Below are 23,264 nucleotides of genomic sequence, written 5' to 3'. Positions count from 1 at the left end.
ACGAAGCTCATGGCACGACGCGGGATTCTCGGCCGTAACCGGCGCGAATACAAAACGCCGGAGCCGCACCCGTCCGGGGCGCAGCCGCCGAAGATCCCCAGCGAGCTGGTGCCGGAGCATGTGGCGGTCGTCATGGACGGCAACGGGCGGTGGGCAAAGGAGCGCGGGCTGCCGCGTACCGAGGGCCACAAAGTCGGCGAGGGCGTCGTTCTCGACGTACTCAAGGGCTGTATCGAGATGGGCGTCAAGAACCTTTCCCTCTACGCCTTCTCGACCGAGAACTGGAAGCGTTCGCCCGACGAGGTGCGCTTCCTCATGAACTTCAACCGGGACGTCATCCGCCGTCGGCGCGACGAAATGGACGAGCTCGGGATTCGCATTCGGTGGACCGGCCGGATGCCGAAGATGTGGAAGTCCGTCGTCCAGGAGCTCCAGGTCGCCCAGGAGCAGACCAAGAACAACGACGCCATGACTCTGTACTTCTGCGTCAATTACGGCGGGCGCGCGGAGATCGCGGACGCGGCGCAGGCGATCGCGCGGGATGTGGCGGCGGGCAAGCTCGACCCGGCGAAGGTCAATGAGAAGACCTTCGCGAAGTACATGTACTACCCGGACATGCCGGACGTCGACCTCTTCGTACGTCCCAGTGGTGAGCAGCGCACGTCCAACTACCTGATCTGGCAGAGCGCGTACGCCGAGATGGTCTTCCAGGACGTGCTGTGGCCGGACTTCGACCGCCGCGACCTGTGGCGCGCCTGCGTCGAATACGCCTCCCGCGACCGCCGCTTCGGCGGCGCCGTCCCCAACGAGGAGCAGCTCGCCGCGGGCAGCATGTAAGCGCCTCGGACGCGTACGAGAGCGGGCCCGCACCGATCTGGTGCGGGCCCGCTCTCGTACCGCTGTCAGACAGCCGCCGCGCACTCCACGCACGTGCCGAAGATTTCCACGGTGTGCGCCACGTTCACGTAGCCGTGCTGGGCCGCGATGGCCTCGGCCCACTTCTCCACGGCCGGCCCCTCGACCTCGACGGCCTTGCCGCACACCCGGCACACCAGGTGGTGGTGGTGCTCACCGCTGGAGCAGCGCCGGTACACGGCCTCGCCCTCGCTGGTGCGCAGTACGTCCACCTCACCGGCGTCGGCGAGGGACTGCAAGGTGCGGTAGACCGTCGTCAGCCCGACCGAGTCGCCCCGGTGCTTGAGCATGTCGTGAAGCTCCTGCGCGCTGCGGAACTCGTCCACCTCGTCGAGCGCGGCCGCTACGGCGGCCCGCTGCCGGGTGGACCGGCCACGCACCGGGGATGGGGTTCCCGCAGTCGTCACAGGTGCCTCCTCTGGTCGCCCGTACGTATGTCGGGCCATTCTGCCAGGTCGTTGCCCAGCGGCGGTCAGACCTTGACGCCGTTGCCGGGGCGGGGGGTGTCCGGCAGACTGCCCGCCTCCACGCTACAGCCGCCCGCCGCTCCGGCCTCCGCCTCGCTCAGCGCCCTCGCCCGGCGCCGGGCGAGCGGGGTGGCCAGTGCGGTCAGTACGAAGAAGACGGCGATGGCCAGCAGCACGATCGTCGCGCCCGGCGGCACTTCGTACTCGTACGAGGTCACCGTGCCGGCCAGCGTCACGGCCGTACCGATGACCACGGCCAGTACGAACGTGACCTTGAAGGAGCGGGTGACCTGCTGCGCCGCCGCCACCGGAACCACCATCAGCGCGCTGACCAGCAGCAGCCCGACGACGCGCATCGCGACGGTGACGGTGACGGCCGCCGTCACCGCGATCAGCAGATTCAGGGCGCGCACCGGCAGACCGGTCACGCGGGCGAACTCCTCGTCCTGGCTGATCGCGAAGAGGTGACGGCGCAGACCGACCGTGACCAGCATCACAAAGGCCGCGAGGAGACAGATCGCTACGACGTCCTCGTCCGAGACGGTCGAGAGCGATCCGAAGAGGTACGAGGTGAGGTTGGAGTTCGAGCCGTTCGGCGCGAGGTTGATCAGCAGGACGCCGCCCGCCATACCGCCGTAGAAGAGCATGGCCAGCGCCATGTCGCCGCGCATGCGCCCGTACCAGCGGATCAGCTCCATCGCGACGGCGCCGACGATCGAGACGAGGGCTGCCATCCACACCGGATTGGTGCTGAGCAGGAAGCCGAGGCCGACTCCGGTCATCGCGACGTGGCCGATGCCGTCGCCCATCAGGGCCTGGCGGCGCTGCACGAGGTAGATGCCGACGGCGGGGGCGGTGACGCCGACGAGGAGGGCGGCGAGCAGGGCCCGTTGCATGAAGGCGGTGTCGAGCATTTCTGTGATCACGTGAGCAGTCCCGTCCGGACGCGCTCGGAATCCGAGTGCGGATGTACGTGGTCGTGGCCGGGCAGCGCGTGCTGGCCGAGCGACTCCGGGGGCGGCCCGTCGTGGGTGACGCAGCCGTCGCGCAGTACGACCGCGCGGTCGATCAGGGGCTCCAGGGCGCCGAGTTCGTGCAGGACCAGGAGGACCGTCGTACCGGCCACTACCTGGTCGCGCAGGGTTGCGGCCAGGATCTCCTGGCTGATCAGGTCCACGCCCGCCATCGGCTCGTCCATGATCAGCAGCTCCGGCTCGGAGGCGAGCGCCCGCGCTATGAGGACGCGCTGATGCTGGCCGCCGGAGAGGGCGTTCACGGAGTCCTTGGTGCGGTCCGTGAGCCCGACGAGCTCGATGGCGCGGTGCACGGCGGCGCGGTCGGCCTTGGAGGGCCAGCGCACCTTCGTACGGGAGAGGCGGCCGGACGAGACGACCTCGTACACGGTCGCGGGAACGCCGCTCGCGGCTGTGGTGCGCTGCGGTACGTACCCGACACGCGACCAGTCGCGGAAGCGGCGCAGCGGCGTACCGAAGAGGCCGACGGAGCCGCCGGTGAGCGGCACCTGGCCGATCACGGAGCGTACGGCCGTCGACTTGCCCGAGCCGTTGGCGCCGAGCAGCGAGACGACCTCACCGCTGCGCACGGTGAGGTCGACGCCGCGCAGCACCGGGCGCGAGCCGAGCGTGGCCGTGGCACCGCGCAGGGATATGACGGGCGGCTGCTCTGGCTCTGGCTTCATGGCTCGCGCCTCCGATGCTGCTGGGGTGATCTGCGTCACTTCGCGCCGAGGGCCTTCTCCAGCGCGGCGAGGTTGGACTCCATGACCTCGATGTAGTCAGCGCCCTTGGACTTGTCCGTGATTCCCTCGAGCGGGTCCAGGACATCGGTCTTGAGGTCGGTGTCGCCCGCGAGGGTCTTGGCGGTCTTGTCGCTGACGAGCGTCTCGAAGAAGACCGTGGTGACCTTGTCCTCCTTGGCGATCTTCTGGAGGTCCTTCATGCGGGAGAGGCTGGGCTCGGAGTCGGGGTCGAGGCCGCTGATGCCCTCCTGCTTGAGGTCGTAGCGCTCGGCGAGGTAGCCGAAGGCGGCGTGGGTGGTGATGAACGTCCGGGTGTCGGCGTTCTTCAGACCCTTGTCGAACTTCGTGTGGAGGCCGTCGAGCTTGCCGACCAGGGCGTCGGTGTTCTTCTTGTACGCCGCCGCGTTGTCGGGGTCGGCCTTCTCCAGCGCCTTGCCGACGCCCTTGGCGACCTCGGAGTACTTCACGGGGTCGAGCCAGATGTGGGGGTCGCCGGCGGCGTCGGCGTGGTCGTGGCCCTCTTCTTCGGCGTGCTCGCCGGCGTGTTCGTCGGCGTGCTTTTCGCCCTCGTGCTCGTCGTGGCCGACCTCGGTGCCGTGTTCTTCGAGGTGGGTGAGGCCGGCGGCGTCGACGGTGTTCTTCACACCGGACTGCGCGACGGCCTCGTCGACGGCGGGCTGGAGGCCCTTGAGGTAGAGGATGAGGTCCGCTTCGCCGAGCCCGGCGGTCTGCTTCGGGCTGAGCTCCAGGTCGTGCGGCTCCACGCCGGGCTTCGTCAGGGTCGAAACGGCGACGTTCTCGCCGCCTATCTCCTCGGCCAGGTACTGCATGGGATAGAACGACGCCACCACGTCGAGCTTGCCCTCGCCGTTCTTGTCGGCGGCGCCGGAGGAGGAAGAGCAGGCGCTGACGGCCATCAGGCCGAGCGCGACGGCTCCGGCGGTGGCGGCGGTGGGTATGAGGCGTCGTCGTACGTTCATGACTCCCATTTTCAACTAAAGTGGAAACGATTGTCAATAATGAGTGGTGTGACGTAAGTCCGGCCGCCGCTGTGATCCCTTACCCCGGTACCGATTTGATCCGGGGGGTACGACCGCCGGTAATCTGAATCATTCGCGTTCGTCGTCGTCGTAATGAAGAGAGCACCGTGGCCGCCGACAAGATCGACACCATCGTCAGCCTGAGCAAGCGCCGTGGCTTCGTCTACCCGTGCAGTGAGATCTACGGCGGCTCCCGGGCCGCCTGGGACTACGGACCGCTGGGTGTCGAGCTCAAGGAGAACATCAAGCGCCAGTGGTGGCGCTCCATGGTCATCGCGCGCGAGGACGTGGTCGGTCTCGACTCGTCGGTGATCCTGGCTCCCGAGGTGTGGGAGGCGTCCGGCCACGTCGCGACGTTCTCCGACCCGCTCACCGAGTGCACCGCCTGTCACAAGCGCCACCGCGCGGACCACTTGACCGAGGCGTACGAGGCCAAGCACAACGGCCGTGCCCCCGAGAACGGTCTTGCCGACATCAACTGCCCGAACTGCGGCACCAAGGGCCAGTTCACCGAGCCCAAGCAGTTCTCCGGCATGCTGGAGACGCACCTCGGCCCGACCCAGGACACCGGCTCGCGCGCCTTCCTGCGTCCCGAGACCGCGCAGGGCATCTTCACCAACTTCGCGCAGGTGCAGCAGACTTCGCGCAAGAAGCCGCCGTTCGGCATCGCGCAGATGGGCAAGTCCTTCCGGAACGAGATCACTCCGGGCAACTTCATCTTCCGCACGCGCGAGTTCGAGCAGATGGAGATGGAGTTCTTCGTCAAGCCGGGCGAGGACGAGCAGTGGCAGGAATACTGGATGGAGCAGCGCTGGAGCTGGTACCGCGAGCTTGGTCTCCGTGAGGAGAACATGCGCTGGTTCGAGCACCCGGCGGAGAAGCTCTCGCACTACTCCAAGCGCACCGCCGACATCGAGTACCGCTTCAACTTCGGCGGCAGTGAGTTCTCCGAGCTCGAGGGTGTTGCCAACCGCACCGACTTCGACCTCAAGGCGCACTCCAAGGCCTCCGGCCAGGACCTGTCGTTCTTCGACCAGGAGGCCGGCGAGCGCTGGACTCCGTACGTCATCGAGCCGGCGGCCGGTGTGAACCGCGCCATGCTCGCCTTCATGCTCGACGCGTACATCGAGGACGAGGCCCCGAACGCCAAGGGCGTCATGGAGAAGCGCACCGTGATGCGCCTCGACCCGCGCCTGGCGCCGGTCAAGGTCGCGGTCCTGCCACTGTCCCGCAACCCGCAGCTGTCGCCGAAGGCCAAGGGCCTGGCGACCGACCTGCGCAAGAACTGGAACATCGAGTTCGACGACGCGGGCGCCATCGGCCGCCGCTACCGCCGTCAGGACGAGATCGGTACGCCGTTCTGCGTGACCGTCGACTTCGACACCCTCGACGACAACGCGGTGACGGTGCGCGAGCGCGACACCATGAAGCAGGAGCGCGTCTCGCTGGACCAGATCCAGTCGTACCTGGGCGGCCGCCTCCTCGGCTGCTGACCCTGTCGTACGAAGACCCCGGTTCCGCACAGCGGAGCCGGGGTCTTCGTGCACACTGGGCCCGACCCACACCAAGGAGGCGTGATGCCCTCGACGACCGGCAGCAAGGTCAGCAGATGGGATCAGCACGGCCGCCGGCATGTGGTCCAGGTCCGGCGGACCGGCATACAGCGCTCGCTGAGCTGCGGGACGTGCGGCTGGCGCAAGGGCGTGCAGTTCCTGCCGTGGCTGAAGGCCGAGGAGCATCTCGCCCAGGCCCACCAGGCGACGGTGGATCCGGCGGGCTCCCGGACCTGAGCCCGGCTGCGCGCGTGGCGTGGTATGGCGGGAAAATCTGGTGCTGGGCGCCCCGGCGGCCCGGTAATGTCGCAGGCATGTTCTTCCAGATCTACGAGTGAGAGCGCGGCGGATCCCACCTCCGCCCCCCACCAGACGAATCCGCAGATCACTTCTCATCACTTCGGGAGAGCCCCGTGGCAAAGAGCCGCAACAACCTTCTCGGCGTAGGCGGGCAGCGCAAGAGGATGTCCCGCGCCGAACTCGCGGACAACGGTCCCACGCGCAACGCCGACCGCAAGACCGCCGCCGAGCAGAAGGACGAGCTGCTGCGCAAGATGCGTGAGCGCACCGCCGGGGAAGAGGGCGGCGAGGCGGCCACCGACGGCGGGCAGGACGCCCAGGACGCGCAGAGCTGACGTACGCCAGCAGTACAGCAGTGGGCCCGGACCGCACGCAGCGGTCCGGGCCCGTTCGCGTGCCCTCAGCGCGCCGCGCCCTGCGAGGTCCGGCCCGTCGCGGACTCCTCCAGCCGGGCGGCCGTCCGGCTCGCCGACCTCACGGCCCAGGGGCCGCTGGTCAGCGCTCCCACCAGCAGCACGCACAGTCCGCAGCCGGCGATGATCCACCAGGCCGGCCTGCTCGCCGCGACGAAGGTGTCGTCGTACGACCGCCCGTGCACCCCGGCCGCCAGCACCGCCCCGATGACGGCGACGCCCAGTGCCTGACCGACCTGCCTGCTCGTCGACGCGACGGCGGCCGCGACGCCGGCCTGGGCGCGCGGCATGCCTGACACGGCAGTGTTGGTGATCGGCGCGTTCACCATGCCGAATCCGATGCCGAACAGTACGTACCCGGTGAACAGCAGGGGTGTGGACGTCTCCGCCTCGAAGGCCGCGAACAGCACCCCGCTCGCCGCCATCGTGGCCCCGGCGACGAGGAGCGAGAGGCGCGGTCCGCGACTGCCTACGAGCCTTCCCGAGAGCGGTGCGCAGACGAGTGTCAGAGCCGCCATGGGGAGCATGTAGAGACCGGCGTGCAGAGCGGAGAATCCGCGGACGTCCTGGAGGTACAGGGTGTTCACGAAGAGGAAGCCGCCGAGCGCGGCGAACGCGCACACCGCGATCACCGTCGCACCGCTGAAGGGGGCGCTGCGGAAGAACCGGAGATCGATCAGTGGCTCCGTGCGTCTCGGTTCGTACACGAGAAGGCACACGAGCGACGAAACGGCCGTTCCCGCGAACAGCAGAATCAGCGGCGAGGTCCAGCCCGCCACGGGCGCCTCGATGATGGCGTACGTGAGCGATCCGAGCAGTGTGATGATCAGCAGCTGGCCGACGGGGTCGGCGCGGCGTGCCTTCGGGGCGCGCGACTCGGGTACGTACCGGACGGTCAGCAGCAGCGCGGCGAGTCCGACCGGCAGATTGACCCAGAAGATCGCCCGCCAGCTCACCGCGTCCACCAGCAGGCCGCCGATCAGCGGGCCGGCTGCCATGGAGATTCCGACCACACCGCCCCACACCCCGATCGCCCGGGCCCGCTCACGCGGCTCGGTGAACGTGTTGGTGATGATCGACATGGCGACGGGGTTGAGCATCGAGCCGCCGACGGCCTGGAGCATGCGGAAGACGACGAGTGCTTCGAGGTTCGGCGCGAGGGAGCAGAGCAGTGAGCCCAGCGTGAAGAGCACGAGGCCGGCCTTGAAGACCTTGCGCCGCCCGATCCGGTCGGCGGTGGAGCCCGCGAGCATCAGCAGGGAGGCGAGGACGAGGGTGTACGCGTCGATCGTCCACTGCATCCCGGCGACCGTCGCGCCGAGTTCCTCGCGCATGGAAGGGAGGGCGACATTGAGTGCGGTGTTGTCGAGGCTCACGATCAGCAGGCTCATGCAGCAGATCGCCAGCACCAGCAACCGCCGCCGGTGAGCGAGCTCGGCCATACGCGGATGGTACGGCTCACTGACGACTCCCGCCGTACGGGACAATGGGGCCATGACCACCGCGCTCCCCATGCTCTCCATCGGCCCGCACTCGGTGCAGCCGCCGGTGGTGCTCGCGCCCATGGCCGGCATCACCAACGCCCCGTTCCGCACCCTGTGCCGCGAGTTTTCTGGCGGCAAGGGGCTGTTCGTCAGCGAGATGATCACGACGAGGGCGCTGGTCGAGCGCAATGAGAAGACCATGCAGCTGGTCCACTTCGACGCGTCCGAGACGCCTCGTTCCCTCCAGCTGTACGGAGTGGACCCGGTCACCGTCGGCAAGGCGGTCCGCATGATCGTGGACGAGGACCTGGCCGATCACATCGACCTGAACTTCGGCTGCCCGGTCCCGAAGGTGACGCGCAAGGGCGGCGGCTCGGCCCTCCCGTACAAGCGGCCGCTGCTGCGGGCCATCCTGAACGAGGCCGTGTCCAACGCGGGCGAGCTGCCGGTGACGATGAAGATGCGCAAGGGCATCAACGACGACCACCTCACCTACCTCGACGCCGGACGGATAGCGGTCGAGGAGGGCGTCACGGCGATCGCCCTGCACGGGAGGACGGCGGCCGAGCACTACGGCGGTACGGCCGACTGGGACGCCATCGCGCGTCTCAAGGAGCACGTGCCGGAGATTCCGGTCCTCGGCAACGGCGACATCTGGTCCGCCGACGACGCGCTGCGGATGATGCGCGAGACCGGCTGCGACGGTGTGGTCGTCGGGCGGGGTTGCCTGGGGCGGCCGTGGCTGTTCGGGGACCTGGTGGCGGGCTTCGAGGGTACGGGCGCGTACGCCGCCCCGACGCTGCGCGAGGTCGCCGGGGTGATGCGCAGGCACGCGGAACTGCTCGGGGAGTGGATCGGGGACGAGGCACGCGGGGTCATTGACTTCCGTAAGCACGTCGCCTGGTATCTCAAGGGGTTCTCGGTCGGCTCGGAGATGCGGAAGAAGCTTGCGATCTCCTCATCTCTGGACGAAATGGACGCTCACTTGAGCGACCTAAATCTGGATCAGGCGTGGCCGGTCGGGGCGGACGGACCTCGGGGGCGTTCGTCCGGCAATGGGCGGGTTGTCCTGCCGGATGGCTGGCTGAAGGACCCCTACGACTGCTCCGCCGTGAGCGCGGAAGCGGAGTTGGACACGTCCGGAGGCTGAGATCCGGGTCTCGGTGAGGTCTCATCTGAGACGTGATCCTCGCCACGCCTGATGTGGTCATTGCTCAGATGAGCACTTCAGGCGGGGCTGCACCTCTCAAAAGGTGGCACTGGGTGCCACCTTCTTTTGTTTTGATCGATCAAACTATCCCTCACTCTGCGTTGATAGTCGCGGCCGGATTCGCCGCTGTGCGTAGTTATGAGTTGAATACTTGAACGAATGCGCAGCTCGGCTCCGGCGAGTTGATCACTTTCGATCTGCTGGCGGACGAGTGGTTAAGGCCGCATGACAGTCAGGTGGACGTACCCAGACACCTTCGATCTGGGTATGTTCCTGGCCGTCAGGGCAGCCACCGCGTCCTCGAGGAGTCGAGACCCGTGTCGGAAAACAAAGAACCCCAGGTAGCCACCGAGCCCCAGGGTCAGAAGTTCGTTTATGACTTCACCGAGGGCAACAGGAACCTCAAGGACCTGCTGGGCGGCAAGGGCGCCAACCTCGCCGAGATGACCAACCTCGGGCTGCCCGTCCCTCCGGGCTTCACCATCACCACCGAGGCGTGCAAGGTCTACCTCGACAGCGGCGAGGCGCCGGAGGCACTGCGCGCCGAGGTCAGCGCGCACCTCGACGCCCTTGAGCAGAAGATGGGCAAGAAGCTCGGCCAGGCCGACAACCCGCTTCTCGTGTCCGTCCGCTCGGGCGCCAAGTTCTCCATGCCCGGCATGATGGACACCGTCCTGAACATCGGGCTCTCCGACAAGTCGGTCACCGGCCTCGCCAAGCAGGCCGGCGGCGACGAGCGCTTCGCGTGGGACTCGTACCGCCGTCTCATCCAGATGTTCGGCAAGACCGTCCTGGGCGTCGACGGCGAGCTCTTCGAAGAGGCGCTGGAGCAGGCGAAGGCCACCAAGAAGGTCAAGGTCGACACCGACCTGGAGGCGGCCGACCTCAAGAAGCTGGTCCGGAAGTTCAAGAAGATCGTCTCCGACGAGGCCGGGCGCGACTTCCCGCAGGAGCCGCGCGAGCAGATGGACCTCGCCATAAACGCGGTCTTCGACTCGTGGAACACCGACCGCGCCAAGCTCTACCGCCGCCAGGAGCGCATCCCCGGCGACCTCGGCACGGCCGTCAACGTGTGCTCCATGGTCTTCGGCAACCTCGGCCCCGACTCCGGCACCGGTGTCGCCTTCACCCGCGACCCCGCCAGCGGCCACCAGGGCGTCTACGGCGACTACCTGCAGAACGCGCAGGGCGAGGACGTCGTAGCCGGTATCCGCAACACCGTGCCGCTCGCCGACCTCGAGAACATCGACAAGGCGTCGTACGACCAGCTCATGCAGATCATGGAGACGCTGGAGACTCACTACAAGGATCTCTGCGACATCGAGTTCACGATCGAGCGCGGCCAGCTGTGGATGCTCCAGACCCGCGTCGGCAAGCGCACCGCCGGTGCCGCCTTCCGCATCGCCACGCAGCTCGTCGACCAGGGCCTCATCGACGAGGCCGAGGCGCTCCAGCGCGTCAACGGCGCGCAGCTCGCGCAGCTGATGTTCCCGCGCTTCGACGACGAGGCGAAGACCCAGAAGCTCGGCCGCGGCATCGCCGCCTCCCCGGGCGCCGCGGTCGGCAAGGCCGTCTTCGACTCGTACACGGCCGTCAAGTGGTCGCGTTCCGGCGAGAAGGTCATCCTCATCCGCCGTGAGACGAACCCGGACGACCTCGACGGCATGATCGCCGCCGAAGGCATCCTGACCTCGCGCGGCGGCAAGACCTCGCACGCCGCCGTCGTCGCCCGTGGCATGGGCAAGACCTGTGTCTGCGGCGCCGAGGAGATCGAGGTCGACACCAAGCGCCGTCGGCTGACCGCCCCGGGCGGGATCGTCGTCGAGGAGGGCGACGTCGTCTCCATCGACGGCTCCACCGGCAAGGTGTACCTCGGCGAGGTGCCCGTAGTGCCGTCCCCGGTCGTCGAGTACTTCGAGGGCCGCATGCACGCCGGCGCCGACGACGCCGACGAGCTCGTGGCCGCCGTTCACCGGATCATGGCGTACGCCGACCGGGTGCGTCGTCTTCGTGTACGCGCCAACGCCGACAACGCCGAGGACGCACTGCGCGCCCGTCGCTTCGGGGCCCAGGGCATCGGCCTGTGCCGTACGGAGCACATGTTCCTCGGCGAGCGCCGTGGGCTCGTCGAGCGGCTGATCCTGGCCGACACGGACGACGAGCGCGAGCAGGCGCTGGGCGCGCTGCTGCCGCTCCAGAAGGCCGACTTCATCGAGCTGTTCGAGTCGATGGACGGGCTGCCGGTGACGGTGCGGCTGCTGGACCCGCCGCTGCACGAGTTCCTCCCCGACATCACCGAGCTGTCGGTGCGCGTCGCCCTCGCCGAGTCCCGCAAGGACGCGAACGAGAACGACCTGCGCCTCCTCCAGGCCGTGCACAAGCTGCACGAGCAGAACCCGATGCTGGGGCTGCGCGGTGTACGTCTGGGCCTCGTCATCCCGGGTCTCTTCGCGATGCAGGTCCGCGCCATCGCCGAGGCCGCCGCGCACCGCAAGAACGCCAAGGGCGACCCGCGCGCGGAGATCATGATTCCGCTCGTCGGCACCGTCCAGGAGCTGGAGATCGTCCGCGAGGAGGCCGACCAGGTCATCGCCGAGGTCGAGGCAGCCACCGGCACCAACCTCAAGCTGACCATCGGCACGATGATCGAGCTGCCGCGCGCCGCGCTGACCGCCGGTCAGATCGCCGAGGCGGCGCAGTTCTTCTCCTTCGGTACGAACGACCTCACCCAGACCGTGTGGGGCTTCTCCCGCGACGACGTCGAGGCGAGCTTCTTCACGGCGTACCTGGAGAAGGGCATCTTCGGGGTCTCCCCGTTCGAGACGATCGACCGGGACGGCGTCGGCGCGCTCGTACGCTCGGCCGTCGAGGCCGGCCGCGCCACGCGCCCCGACCTGAAGCTCGGCGTCTGCGGCGAGCACGGCGGTGACCCGGAGTCGGTGCACTTCTTCCACGAGGTGGGCCTGGACTACGTGTCCTGCTCGCCGTTCCGGATCCCGGTGGCCCGCCTGGAGGCCGGCCGCGCGGCGGCGCAGTCCTCGGGCAGCGACTCGCGCTAGGACTCGCGCCAGGACTCGCGCACGACAAAGAAGCGGTGGCACCTCGTGCGAGGTGCCACCGCTCTGTTGTGCATACGATTTGAAGCGCTTGTGAGGCACTGAGAAGTACAGGAAACAACAGAAAGCAACACCAGCCGAATTACGCCATTCTCTCCTGAAAACGGCGGCAGGATGCGGTCGCCGGATCCCCACCCGACGACCACATCCTGATACCTCGCCGGACACTGAGCCGCTACCTTCGCCGACCGCCGCCAGACCCAGCAAAGCCCCCCACGGCCTTCGCTGCGTCTTTCCGGTGACTCCGGTGTCGTGTCCGACGGGGAACAGCATTTCGTTCGGCACAGGGAGCGCGCGATGCGTTTCAACTGTGGCCGAAAGGCCGTGGTGACGGCGTGTGATTGCATGCATACTCGGCTGTGGGGGACGATTGCGGATGCAACAGATGGGGCTTCGGTGCTACGTGTTCATTTCTCCGGTGTTGACCTGTCGAGGATTCGGCTGTCCGACCGGCCGGACGCGTTATGGGAAACGGTTCTCAGTTTTCACAGATTGCGAGACCGGCGCGGTGCCAAGGTGTTCGGAGAATGGCGCCGGGAATCACGGACTCGGTTGAACGGTGAAACACGACTGCTGGCGTCCGTGATACCCAACAGGGGTTATTTTCCCGATTTCCTGACGCCCCGTGAGGGAACGCGCGGCATGGAGACGGGACTTGAAGCGGTACGTGCGACCGCCCCCGAGCGGCTGCGTGCCGAACTGGCCCTGCTCGCCGCCACCCACCGCCGGACCGACGGTACGGCTCCGCAGAGCCGTGCGGCGTCGACACAGCAGCGCCTGGCACCGCTGGCCGGCGGCGGCCGGGGCGAGCCCCTGGCCCGCCTCACCGGCGCTCTGCGCGGCTACCACCGCGCGGCCGTCGAACCGTACTGGCCCCACGTCCAGGCCCATGTCGAGGCCGACAGGGCGGCCAGGGGCCGGGCCCTGCTCGACGGCGGCGCGGACGAACTCCTCGCCTCGCTCCCGCCGATGCTGCGCTGGCGTCCGCCGGTCCTGGAGGCCGACTATCCGGTCGACCGGGACCTGTACCTGCGCGGCCGGGGCCTGCTGCTCCAGCCGTCGTTCTTCTGCCGCGGCACCCCGGTCGTCTACCGGGACCCGCAACTGCCGCCCGTGCTGGTCTACCCGGTGACCCACGCCGACGCCCCGGTCCCCGCGGACGACCCGGGGCCGCCGCTGGGCCGCCTGGTCGGCCAGACCCGCTCGACGGTCCTGGGCGCCATCGGCGGCGGCTGTACGACGAGCGAACTCGCCCGCAGGGCAGGGGTGTCGCTCGCCTCGGCGAGCCAGCACGCGTGCGTGCTGCGCGAGGCGGGCCTGGTTGTCACCCTGCGCCACGGCAACTCGGTGCTGCACAGCCTGACGCCACTGGGCGCCGCCCTCCTGCGGGGCGGCGCCACGGCGGAAGCGCTCGAACCTTCGTCGGACGTGACGTGGGCGGCGGGCCGTCAGCTGCGGAACGGGCCCGTGACCTCGTAGGTGATGCCGCCGGACGAGCTGCCGCTCGTACCGCGCTGGCTGGAGAAGTACAGGCGCCTGCCGTCCGGCGAGAACGCCGGGCCGGTTATCTCGGAGCCCGACTGGCCCTCGATCCGCAGGAAGGTGGCCACCACGTCGTCCGGCGTGATCACGCAGATCTCCATGTTGCCGCCGTCCTCGGCGACGAACAGGTCGCCGGAGGACGTGCCGGTGACGTTGTCGACGCCCGTCAACGGGGCCGTGCCGTTGACGAGCGAGTCGTCGTAGGCGAGCTCGATGGTCTGGGCGGCCGCGTTGTACTGCCAGACGCGGTTGTCGCCCTTGGTGGTGAACCAGCAGGTGTCGTTGGCGTAGTAACAGCCCTCGCCGCCAGTGAAGCGCTTGGCGCCCGAGACCTGGTTGCGGGTGGCCGTGGCGCCGCTCGGGTCCGGGACGGTGGCCCAGGTGACGGGTCCGGACGTACCCGAACCCATCTTCAGGACTTCGAGCTTGCCCGCCGACAGGTTGCCCCAGGTGGTGGGCGTGAAGCGGTAGAAGCAGCCGTCGCTGACGTCCTCGGTCAGGTAGATGGTCCTGCGTACGGGGTCGGCCGCGGCGGCCTCGTGCTTGAAGCGGCCCATCGCGTCCCGGCGTACGGCGGCCTTCACGCCCCACGGGTCGGTCTCGTAGACGTAACCGCGGTCGACCTCCTCGCAGGACAGCCAGGTGTTCCACGGCGTCTTGCCGCCCGCGCAGTTCTGGCGGGTGGAGGAGAGGATGCGGTACGCGCCGGTGATCGCGCCGGTCGAGGAGAAGCGGATCGCGCCGGCGCCGCCGGAGGGGTTGATCTCCGAGTTGGAGACGTAGATCCAGCCGGTGCCGTCCGCGTAGCAGTCGCCGCCGTCCGGCGCGTTGTGCCAGGTGTACGCGGTGGAGCCGACCTTCTGGCCGGAGCGGGCTATGACGCGGCTGGTGAAGCCGGCCGGCAGGCGCAGGCCGTTGGCGTTGGCGGAGCCGAGGGCCCCGTAGGGGCCGGCGCCGGGCTGGGCGGGGGCGGCGTACGCGGCGCCGCGCCAGAGGGTGCCACCGAAGGCGGCGGCGGAGGTGCCGATGACAGCGCCGCGCAGGAAGCTACGACGTTCCATGTGTCACTCCAGGATGGGGGACTGTGACCTCGGAACGTAAGCGTCTCGAATTGACGGTGCATCAACAACCGGTGAGCGGGAGGTGATCAGTCGTCGACCGGGTCCTCCTCATCGACTGGGCGGTCCTGGTCGACCGGGCCGTCCTGTTCGGTTTCGTAGTCGAGGCGGTCCAGGTCGTCGAAGACGGCTTGCGCCACGGCGAAGGCGGAGTTGGCGGCCGGCACTCCGCAGTACACCGCCGTCTGGAGCAGGACCTCGCCGATCTCGTTCCTGCTCAGGCCGTTGGTCAGTGCGGCCCTTACGTGCAGCGCGAGTTCCGCCTCGTGGCCGTGGGCGACGAGCGCGGTGAGCGTGATGCAGCTGCGCGTGCGCCGGTCCAGGGTCTCGTTCGTCCAGATCTCGCCCCAGGCGTACCGCGTGATGAAGTCCTGGAAGCGGGCCGTGAACGGTGTCGTACGGCCGACCGCGCGGTCCACGTGGGCCGCCCCCAGAACCGACCGGCGTACGCGCATTCCTGCCGCGTGTCGGGAGGCGTCGGTCCGGGCGGGCGGCGGAGCGAAGTGGGCGAGCAGGGCGGCGGTCACCGTCTCCGGCTTCTCCACGCCGGCCAGGTGCGCCGCGCCCGCGATTTCCAGCAGGCTCGATCCCGGGATCGCGTCGGCGATCTCGCGGGCGTGCGCGGGCGGGGTGGCCGGGTCGTCGCGGCCGGCGACGACGAGTGTCGGTGCGGTGATCATCGGGAGCGCGCCGCGCACGTCGTACGCCGCGAGGGCGTCGCAGCAGGCCGCGTAGCCGGCCGGGTCGGTGGCGCGCAGGTCTTCGATGAGTGCGTGGCCGATCGGTGTTGAGGCGAAGGCCGGGGCGAACCAGGTCCCCGGGCGGCTCGACACCATCGCCTCGGTGCCTTGTGCCCGTACGAGAGCGGCGCGCTCGCGCCAGGTGGCCGGGTCACCGAAGCGGGCCGACGAGCAGACCACGGCGAGTGCGGTGACGCGTTCCGGGAAGTGCGTCGCCAGGTGGAGTCCTACGGCGCCGCCGATCGAGATACCGGCGTACGAGAAGGACTCCCAGCCCTGCGCGTCGGCGGCCCGCAGCACGAGCGCCGCCAGGTCGGCGACGGTCGCGGTGCCGTCCGACGGGATCAGCTCGGCGGGGGCGCCGCCGTGGCCCGGCAGGTCCCAGCGCAGGACGCGGTGGTCGCGGGCCAGGGCGGCTAGCTGGGGCTCCCAGACGGCGAGGGAGGTGCCTACGGAGGGGCCGAGGATCAGGGGGGTGCCGGATTCGGGGCCGTCCAGGCGGAAGTGGGGGAGGCTCTGTGGGTCAGTCACGTGGGGGCTCCGGCTTTCGGTCCAGGGCTCGGTCCACCAGTGCGGCTGCGGAACCTGTGTAGTGGGTGGGGTCGGTGAGTTCGGCCAGCTGGTCTGCTGGGAGTGCGTCGGCCAGTGCCTCCGCCAGTGCCTCGGCCAGGGGGATGCCCTCGGTGGCTGTGCGGCGCGAGGCTGTGGTGAGGAGTTCCTTGGCGCGGGCCCGGCCCAGGGCGGGGGCCAGGGCTGCGGCGATGCGCTCGCTGACGATCAGGCCGTGGGTGAGGTCCAGGTTCTCGCGCATGCGGTGGGGGTGGACGCGGAGGTTTTCCGTCAGCTCGGCCGCGTGGGCTGCCGCGCCGCCGGCCAGGCGCAGGAGCTCGCGCAGGGGCTGCCATTCGGCGTGCCAGGCGCCTGCGGGGCGTTCGTCGGCGGCGGTGGCGAGGGAGGTGAGGAGTACGGACGCCAGCGCCGGTGCCTGGTGGGCTGCGGCGGTGATCAGGGTGGCGTGGACGGGGTTGGCCTTGTGGGGCATGGCGGAGGAGCCGCCGCCGGTGCCTTCGGAGAGCTCGGCGATTTCGGTGCGGGAGAGGGTCAGTACGTCTGTGGCCATTTTGGCTGTCGCTGCGCAGGTGAAGGCCAGGGCGGTGGCCAGGTCCGCGATGGGGGTGCGGAGGGTGTGCCAGGGGAGGGTGGGTGCGGGGAGGTTGAGTTCGGCGGCGTAGGCGGTGAGGAGGGCGAGGCCGGGGTCGGGGGGCGGGGCCGGGGGCGGTGCGGGGGGCGGGGCTTCGTGGTCGGTGCCGCGCCGGGGCGTCTCCTCGGGCGTCGAACGTTCGGGTACGTCGGCTTCTTCCGGGTGGTTGCGTTCAACGCCCTGCGGGGAGCGCCCCTGCACGTCCCCTCCTGGCACCGTGGAGTGTGAGGACGGGGGCTTGTGGGTGTGCCCTGGCGCGTCGCCTCCCGGTGCCGTGGAGTGTGAGGCCGGGGGCCTGTGGGTGTGCCCCTGCACGTCCTCTCCCGGTCCCGTGGAGTGTGAGGACGGGGGCCTGTGGGCGTGCCCCGGCGCGTTCCCTCCCGGTGCCGTGAAGGCGTCATCAGGGGTTGTCCCGAAGGCGGCGAGCGTGCCTGCCGCTCCGCCTAGCTGTGCGGGGAGGGAGAGGGCCCGCAGGCGGGCGTGGGCGTCGAGGGCGAGGCTTCGCCAGCCTGCGGCCTTCAGGCCGAAGGTGGTGGGGACCGCGTGCTGGGTCAGGGTGCGGCCCGGCATGGGGGTGTCCCGGTGTTCCGCCGCCAGGGTGGCGAGGGCTGCCGCCGTGCGGGTCAGGTCCGCCGTGATCGGGGCGAGCGTGCGGGTGGCGACGAGCATCATCGCCGTGTCGACGATGTCCTGGCTCGTCGCTCCCCGGTGCACGTACGGGGCCGCTTCCGGGCCCGCCGCTGCCGTGAGGTCGGCCACCAGTGGGATCACCGGGTTGCCGCCGGAACGGGCCCGCAGTGCCAGGTCGCGTACGTCGAAGCGGTCGGCCTTCGCCGCTGCCGTGACCGCCTCGCCCGCCCAGGCGGGGCCCTGCGCCCGGGTGAGGGCCGCCTCCGCGTCCAGCATCGCCTGGAGGAGCGCCACGTCGCCGGTCGCGGCTTCTGCGGCGGTTCCCGCGCGTACGGGGGCAAGGAGCCCGTGGTCAGGCGAAGTCAAGGAAGACCGTCTCTTCCTCGCCCTGGAGGCGGATGTCGAAGCGGTGGGTGCGGTTCGGTTCGGGCCGGGCGATCAGTGTCGCGCGGCGCTCGGGAGTCAGCGAGGCGAGCAGGGCGTCCGGGGTTTCGGTCAGGTACGCGCGCGTGAAGAGGTGGTGGGTGAGGCCGCGTGCGAACACGCACACGCTGATGTACGGGACGGAAGGGGCGCCCGGCGGAAGGGTGCGGACCGTGTAGTGGCCGTCCGCGTCCGTCGGGACCCGGCCGAAGCCCGTGAAGTCGACCCCGTTGCGGCGGAGGAAACCTCCGGTGACCGGGTCCCGGCGCATCGAGCCCGGCGTGCCGGTGAGCGAGCCGTCCGGTCCCGCCTGCCAGAACTCGACGATCGCGTCCGGGACCGGTTCCCCGGCGCCGTCGTACACGTACCCGTGAAGCGTGATCGCGTCGGGATGTTCCCCGGGGGCGATATCGCCGCCTCCCGGGAACGGCAGGGCGTATCCGTAGAAGGGGCCGACAGTGTGTGAAGGGGTGGGCGGCAGGGACGCCATCAGCGGCCTTCCTCGATCCAGGTGGCGGACGGGCCGTCGAGGACGATGTCCCAGCGGTAGCCCAGTGACCATTCGGGGCGGGAGAGGGAGTGGTCGTACGCGGCGACGAGCCGGGCACGGGCTGCGTCGTCCGTGACGGACTGGAGGATCGGGTCGTACGCGAAGAGCGGGTCGCCGGGGAAGTACATCTGGGTGACCAGGCGCTGTGTGAAGGCCGATCCGAAGAGCGAGAAGTGGATGTGCGCGGGGCGCCACGCGTTCTCGTGGTTGCGCCACGGGTAGGCGCCCGGCTTGATGGTGGTGAAGCTGTACGAGCCGTCGTCGCCCGTCAGGACCCGCCCCACGCCGGTGAAGTTGGGGTCGAGGGGCGCCGGGTGCTGGTCGCGCTGGTGGGCGTACCGGCCGGAGGCGTTGGCCTGCCACAGCTCGACGAGCTGGCCGCGCACGGGACGGCCCGCGCTGTCGAGCAGCCGCCCGGAGACGGTGATGCGCTCGCCGAGCGGCTCGCCCGCGTGCTGCCGGGTCAGGTCGTGGTCGAGCTCGGTGACGTCGGTGTGGCCGAAGACGGGGCCGGACAGCTCGATGGTCTCCGGGTCACTGTTGACGGCCACCAGGGGCTGCTTCGGGTGGCGGAGCAGGCTGCTGCGGTACGGCGGGAAGTCGCGCGGCGGGTGGTGCGAGGCCGGGGTGCCCTCGGTGCGCGCCTTCTCGTGACCGGCGCGGATCTCGGCGAGCTCGCCGTCGATGTCGGACTGGGTGAGAGTCATCAGGCCTTGTCCCTTCCTGCGGACTTGAGCGCGCGCAGCGTGGCCAGCTCGGCGGCGGTCGGAGGCACGGTGACTCCGACCGTGTCGGCGGCCTTCAGCTCCCAGCCGGTGGCCGCCCGTACCTGCTCGACGGTGACTCCCGGGTGCAGCTCGGTGAGGCACAGTTCGGCGGTGTGCGCGTCGGGCCGCAGGATGCCCAGGTCGGTGATGACGGCTACCGGGCCCGCGCCCGGCATGCCCAGTGCCTTGCGGTCGCCGGGGCCCGAGCCGTGGCCGAGCGTGGTGACGAAGTCCAGCTTCCGCACGAAGTTGCGGGTGGAGTGGCGCAGCACCATGAGCACCTTGCCGCAGTTCGACGCGATCTCGGGTGCGCCGCCCGCGCCCGGAAGGCGGCCCTCTGGCTTGCCCGGGCCTCGTTCGATGACCGTCGTATTAATGTTGGCGAAACGGTCGACCTGGGCGGCGCCGAGGAAGCCGACATCGATCCGGCCGCCCTGGAGCCAGTAATTGAACATCTCCGGTACGGGCACCACCGCGTCTGCGGTCTCCGCCAGTTCGCCGTCGCCGATGGACAGTGGCAGGCGGGTCGGCTTGGAGCCGATCGTCCCGGATTCGTAGATCAGGACGAGGCCGGGATTGACGGTGTTGCGGGCGAGGTTGGCGGCGGTGGACGGCAGTCCGATTCCGACGAAGCAGGTGCGTGCCCCGGCCAGCGCGCGGGCCGCGTTGACCTCCATCAGCTCGTCGCGCGTGAATTCCTCGGTGGTCATCGGGCGACAGCCCCTTCGGTGCGTACGTTCTCGTTGATCCAGCGGGTGAAGGTGTCGCGGTCCCGGGCGATCGGGTCCCACGCCTGGTAGAAGGCGTTGTCGCGCACCGTGTAGCCGGCGGCGTACGACGGATGGGCGCCGCCCGGCACGACGGCGACCGCGTCGATCACCCAGGTCGGCAGGACGACGCCGCCGGGCCGGGGCGTCAGCTCGTCGACGATCTCCTCCACCGTGACCAGCACCCGGCCGGCGGCCAGCGCGGCCTCCTTCTGGACACCGGCCAGGCCCCACAGCTGGACATTGCCCTCACGGTCGGCCTGCTGGGCGTGGATGACGGTGACGTCGGGGTTGAGCGCGGCGACGGCGGCCAGTTCCTCACCGGTGAACGGGCAGGTGACGGAGGAGACCGTGTCCGTACGGGTGGCGAGGTCCGAACCCCGGTATCCGCGCAGTACGGCGAACGGCAGGCGCGACGCGCCCGCGACGTAGCGGTTGGCCATGCCCGCGTGGCTGTGCTCGTCGAGCTCCAGCGGGCGCGGCCAGGCGTTCTCGACGGCGTCCCGGAAGCGGTGGAGGGAGCCGACGCCCGGGTTGCCGCCCCAGGAGAAGATCAGCTTCCTCACCAGACCGGCGCCGATCAGCTGGTCGTAGATGACGTCCGGGGTCATCCTGGCGAGGGTCAGGTCGGTGATGCCCTGGCGGATGATCTCGTGCGCGGCGGCGTACGGGATCAGGTGGGTGAAGCCCTCCATGGCGACGGTGTCCCCGTCGTGGATGAGGTCCGCCACGGCGTCGTGCAGGCTGCGTATGTCGGCCATCGTCACTCCGCTGGTTGCTCAGTGTACTGACTATTTTCTCGTCGAGGCCGTACAATTCCATCGAGTCAGGCTCGCGTCAATGGCTCAGTACACAGAGCATTGCCTACGATTGCAGGAGGCCCGCATGGCTGCGGTCGATCTGAGCACCCATCCCGGGCACCTCGCCCGGCGGCTCCAGCAGGCGCACACCCTGCTGTGGACCACGATGGTCTCGGAGGAGATTACGTCGCCGCAGTTCGCCGTACTCAACACGCTGGCCGAGAAGCCGGACATCGACCAGCGGACTCTGAGCGAGCACGTCCACCTCGACCGCTCGACCATCGCGGACCTGGTGGCGCGCCTCGGCAGGCGGGGTCTGCTGCAGCGGGTGCGCGACCCCCAGGACGGGCGGCGCAACGTACTCAAGCTCACGGACGAGGGTGCGGCGGTGCACCGCAAGCTGGTCACCCGGACGGCGCGGATGAACCGGGTGTTCCTCGCGCCCCTCGACGAGGGCGAGCAGGAGACGCTGCTGCGCCTGATCGGGCGGGTCGCGGACGCGGCGGAAGAGCTCCGGGGCTGAGCTTTCGGACGTTCCCGGCCTTACGGCGCGCCCAGCGATATCGCGCGACTGCCGGAGAGGTAATCCGCCCTCACCTCACTCGCCTGTGTCGTGGTGACAGACGAGTCCGTACGCCCGGGCGAGCACACCTACCGTGTCGGCCATGGCTTGGCGTAGTTCCGCCGGCGCCAGGACCTCGACGTCGCCGCCGAGCCGCAGCAGTTCACCGCACGCGTGCTGGGTGCCCTCGGTCGGGATGACCGCCTCGACCCATCCGTCGTCGCCCACGGCGGTCGCGGTGGACTCGACTGCCCGCACCGCCTCAGGGGGAAGGTTGTCCGGCAGCCGTCGGCGTCCCCGTGGGGACAGGCGGATGGTGGCGGTGCCGGTGTAGCGGCGTGTCTGGAAATCGTCGAGGTAGGAGGCCCAGTACGCGCCCAGGTCGAAGTCCTGGGGTCGGTCGAACCGTTCGTCGCTCAGCACCGCGTCGAGGACCTGGGTGACCCGGTAGGTCGCGATCCGGCTGTCCGTAGCGGCCACGAGATACCAGGTACCGGACTTGAGTACCAGGCCGTAGGGGCGAAGGCGCCGATGCACCTCTTGGGGCGCACGCCAACGGCGGTAGCGCACGTCCACCACTCGCCGGGTGAGCACCGAGTCGGCGAACAGGGTGAGATACGGCGTTGGTTCGGGGTCCCGGTACCAGGCCGGAGCGTCCAGGTGGAAGACCGCCGCGGTCCGCGCCGCTTCCTCACTCAGTTCCGCCGGCAACGCGGCCAGCAGCTTCAGCCGTGCCGCCGTCACCTCCGCCGCGAGCCCCAGGTCGGCAGCGGGGCCGGGGAGCCCGGCGAAGAACAGTGCCCGCGCCTCGCCCTGGCTCATCCCGGTCAGGCGGGTGCGATAACCGTCGAGCAGCTGGTAGCCGCCGTTGCGGCCCGGCTCCGCACGGACCGGTACCCCGGCGGCCTGCAGACGCGCCAGGTCACGGTATGCCGTCCGCACGGACACACCCAGCTCGTCGGCTATCCCTTGCGCGGGCATGCGCCCGCGGGATTGCAGCAGCAGCAACACCGACAGCAGTCGACCAGCGGACATGGGCACATTCTCTCCGGAAACCCTGACAGCCCCTGACACACCTCCGCCCTACCGTCGGACCAGGCCCGGCTCCGACTGAACGAGCCGGGAACCCGTACCCGAAGAAGAGAACTGAGCAGGAGTCAGCCGTGCCCCCCACTGGTCCCCCCTTCCGCCCCGCCGTGATCGAACTGCGCCAGTACACGCTGCGTCCGGGCCGACGCGACGAACTCATCGAGCTGTTCGACCAGGAGTTCATCGAATCCCAGGAAGAGGCGGGGATGTCCGTGCTCGGCCAGTTCCGAGACCTCGACGACCCGGACCGCTTCGTCTGGCTGCGCGGGTTCCGGGACATGGCGGCACGACACCGCGCACTGACGGCCTTCTACGACGGTCCCGTCTGGGCCAAGCACAGACCCCGGGCCAATGCCACCATGATCGACTCCGACGGCGTCCTGCTCCTGCGCCCCTTGTCGGACGAGAACGGCTTCGCGCTCCCCCCGTCCGAGCGGCCCCCGGTCGGTGCTCCGGCACCGGAGCGGTTCGTGTCCGCCACCCTGTGGTCCTTCCCTCCCGGACGGCCCGACGGCATCGCGCTGATCCGGGACGGCCTCCTGCCCGTACTCCGCCTGACGGTCCCCGCGCCGCTCGCCGCCCTCACCACCGAGGCAGCGCACAACACATTCCTCAGACTGCCCGTCCGCACCGGAGAGAACGTCGCCGCGGTCTTCACCTCGTATCCGGACGAGAGCGCCTACCGACAGCACCTCGCCGACGTACGGGCCCATCCCCTCGTACGGGACGAGATCCTGCCGGGCATCGAGCGGGAACAGACAGCGGCCCCCCGGACACTGCGGCTGACGCCCACAGGCCGCTCGGCCATCTCCTGAACG

Annotated in this window: 22 protein-coding genes; 9 read left to right on the top strand and 13 right to left on the bottom strand. The window is 69.6% G+C overall.

The genetic code is table 11. From position 1 onward, the window contains the following. The first annotated feature begins 9 nt into the window (after nt 1-9). Nucleotides 10-837 (top strand): isoprenyl transferase, encoded by an 828-nt coding sequence (locus AC1P0E_RS10400; RefSeq protein ID WP_482741886.1) that lies wholly within the window; start codon nt 10-12, stop codon nt 835-837. Nucleotides 838-902: 65 nt separating this feature from the next. Here AC1P0E_RS10400 and AC1P0E_RS10395 read toward each other — a convergent pair whose 3' ends face one another. From AC1P0E_RS10395 to AC1P0E_RS10380, 4 genes are all read right to left on the bottom strand, one after another. Continuing rightward, a complete protein-coding gene (locus tag AC1P0E_RS10395) occupies nt 903-1,322 on the bottom strand; it encodes a Fur family transcriptional regulator (RefSeq protein ID WP_482741885.1) in 420 nt (139 codons plus the stop codon). Between the two features lie 65 nt (nt 1,323-1,387). Beyond that, nucleotides 1,388-2,296: a metal ABC transporter permease gene (locus AC1P0E_RS10390; protein WP_482745712.1), complete on the bottom strand. Its 909-nt coding sequence runs from the start codon at nt 2,294-2,296 to the stop codon at nt 1,388-1,390. Between the two features lie 8 nt (nt 2,297-2,304). Beyond that, a complete protein-coding gene (locus AC1P0E_RS10385) occupies nt 2,305-3,081 on the bottom strand; it encodes a metal ABC transporter ATP-binding protein (RefSeq protein WP_482741884.1) in 777 nt (258 codons plus the stop codon). A 35-nt stretch (nt 3,082-3,116) separates the two neighbouring features. Continuing rightward, complete coding sequence (locus tag AC1P0E_RS10380; RefSeq protein ID WP_482741883.1) at nt 3,117-4,121, bottom strand: metal ABC transporter substrate-binding protein; 1,005 nt, start codon at nt 4,119-4,121, stop codon at nt 3,117-3,119. A 167-nt stretch (nt 4,122-4,288) separates the two neighbouring features. Between AC1P0E_RS10380 and AC1P0E_RS10375 the strand changes: the two genes are divergently transcribed. From AC1P0E_RS10375 to AC1P0E_RS10365, 3 genes are all read left to right on the top strand, one after another. Continuing rightward, a complete protein-coding gene (locus AC1P0E_RS10375; protein ID WP_482741882.1) occupies nt 4,289-5,674 on the top strand; it encodes a glycine--tRNA ligase in 1,386 nt (461 codons plus the stop codon). Between the two features lie 84 nt (nt 5,675-5,758). Then, nucleotides 5,759-5,971, top strand: coding sequence for a hypothetical protein (locus tag AC1P0E_RS10370; RefSeq protein ID WP_482741881.1), 213 nt, complete (start codon nt 5,759-5,761; stop codon nt 5,969-5,971). Between the two features lie 176 nt (nt 5,972-6,147). Further along, entirely contained in the window at nt 6,148-6,369 is a 222-nt protein-coding gene (locus AC1P0E_RS10365; protein WP_482741880.1) for a DUF6243 family protein, read from the top strand. Between the two features lie 65 nt (nt 6,370-6,434). On the opposite strand, the gene AC1P0E_RS10360 is transcribed toward AC1P0E_RS10365, so the two are convergent. After that, a complete protein-coding gene (locus AC1P0E_RS10360; protein ID WP_482741879.1) occupies nt 6,435-7,889 on the bottom strand; it encodes an MFS transporter in 1,455 nt (484 codons plus the stop codon). Nucleotides 7,890-7,941: 52 nt separating this feature from the next. Between AC1P0E_RS10360 and dusB the strand changes: the two genes are divergently transcribed. The 3 genes from dusB (at nt 7,942) to AC1P0E_RS10345 (ending at nt 13,736) form a co-directional block, all read left to right on the top strand. Continuing rightward, on the top strand, nt 7,942-9,081 hold the full coding sequence (dusB, locus tag AC1P0E_RS10355; protein ID WP_482741878.1) for a tRNA dihydrouridine synthase DusB: 1,140 nt from the start codon (nt 7,942-7,944) through the stop codon (nt 9,079-9,081). A gap of 377 nt (nt 9,082-9,458) precedes the next feature. Continuing rightward, entirely contained in the window at nt 9,459-12,200 is a 2,742-nt protein-coding gene (gene ppdK / locus AC1P0E_RS10350) for a pyruvate, phosphate dikinase (protein WP_482741877.1), read from the top strand. Between the two features lie 453 nt (nt 12,201-12,653). Beyond that, entirely contained in the window at nt 12,654-13,736 is a 1,083-nt protein-coding gene (locus tag AC1P0E_RS10345; RefSeq protein ID WP_482741876.1) for a helix-turn-helix domain-containing protein, read from the top strand. Here the strand turns inward: AC1P0E_RS10345 and AC1P0E_RS10340 are convergent. The 7 genes from AC1P0E_RS10340 to AC1P0E_RS10310 form a co-directional block, all read right to left on the bottom strand. Next, entirely contained in the window at nt 13,706-14,860 is a 1,155-nt protein-coding gene (locus tag AC1P0E_RS10340; protein ID WP_482741875.1) for an alkaline phosphatase PhoX, read from the bottom strand. The genes AC1P0E_RS10345 and AC1P0E_RS10340 overlap by 31 nt on opposite strands. Before the next feature lie 86 nt (nt 14,861-14,946). Continuing rightward, the gene (gene pcaDC, locus AC1P0E_RS10335) at nt 14,947-16,188 is read right to left on the bottom strand and encodes a bifunctional 3-oxoadipate enol-lactonase/4-carboxymuconolactone decarboxylase PcaDC (RefSeq protein WP_482741874.1); all 1,242 of its coding nucleotides are present in this window, start codon (nt 16,186-16,188) and stop codon (nt 14,947-14,949) included. Continuing rightward, nucleotides 16,181-17,764 (bottom strand): lyase family protein, encoded by a 1,584-nt coding sequence (locus tag AC1P0E_RS10330; protein ID WP_482745711.1) that lies wholly within the window; start codon nt 17,762-17,764, stop codon nt 16,181-16,183. Before AC1P0E_RS10330 ends, pcaDC begins: the two co-directional genes overlap by 8 nt. 76 nt (nt 17,765-17,840) lie before the next feature. Next, a complete protein-coding gene (gene pcaG / locus AC1P0E_RS10325; protein ID WP_482741873.1) occupies nt 17,841-18,401 on the bottom strand; it encodes a protocatechuate 3,4-dioxygenase subunit alpha in 561 nt (186 codons plus the stop codon). After that, nucleotides 18,401-19,168: a protocatechuate 3,4-dioxygenase subunit beta gene (gene pcaH, locus AC1P0E_RS10320; protein ID WP_482741872.1), complete on the bottom strand. Its 768-nt coding sequence runs from the start codon at nt 19,166-19,168 to the stop codon at nt 18,401-18,403. Before pcaH ends, pcaG begins: the two co-directional genes overlap by 1 nt. Beyond that, on the bottom strand, nt 19,168-19,938 hold the full coding sequence (locus tag AC1P0E_RS10315) for a CoA-transferase subunit beta (RefSeq protein WP_482741871.1): 771 nt from the start codon (nt 19,936-19,938) through the stop codon (nt 19,168-19,170). Before AC1P0E_RS10315 ends, pcaH begins: the two co-directional genes overlap by 1 nt. After that, nucleotides 19,935-20,756, bottom strand: coding sequence for a CoA transferase subunit A (locus AC1P0E_RS10310; RefSeq protein ID WP_482741870.1), 822 nt, complete (start codon nt 20,754-20,756; stop codon nt 19,935-19,937). The genes AC1P0E_RS10315 and AC1P0E_RS10310 overlap by 4 nt, the downstream gene beginning before the upstream one ends. A gap of 124 nt (nt 20,757-20,880) precedes the next feature. Between AC1P0E_RS10310 and AC1P0E_RS10305 the strand changes: the two genes are divergently transcribed. Continuing rightward, nucleotides 20,881-21,318: a MarR family winged helix-turn-helix transcriptional regulator gene (locus AC1P0E_RS10305; RefSeq protein WP_482741869.1), complete on the top strand. Its 438-nt coding sequence runs from the start codon at nt 20,881-20,883 to the stop codon at nt 21,316-21,318. Between the two features lie 75 nt (nt 21,319-21,393). On the opposite strand, the gene AC1P0E_RS10300 is transcribed toward AC1P0E_RS10305, so the two are convergent. Next, nucleotides 21,394-22,392 carry a helix-turn-helix transcriptional regulator gene (locus AC1P0E_RS10300; RefSeq protein ID WP_482741868.1) on the bottom strand — a complete coding sequence of 333 codons (999 nt, stop codon included), beginning with the start codon at nt 22,390-22,392 and terminating at the stop codon, nt 21,394-21,396. Nucleotides 22,393-22,520: 128 nt separating this feature from the next. On the opposite strand from AC1P0E_RS10300, the gene AC1P0E_RS10295 reads away from it, so the two are divergent. Then, the gene (locus tag AC1P0E_RS10295; RefSeq protein ID WP_482741867.1) at nt 22,521-23,261 is read left to right on the top strand and encodes an NIPSNAP family protein; all 741 of its coding nucleotides are present in this window, start codon (nt 22,521-22,523) and stop codon (nt 23,259-23,261) included. Nucleotides 23,262-23,264 lie beyond the last annotated feature (3 nt).

Source organism: Streptomyces sp. TRD_SC_5, assembly GCF_056836825.1.
This window is presented reverse-complemented; position numbering and strand designations above follow the sequence as displayed.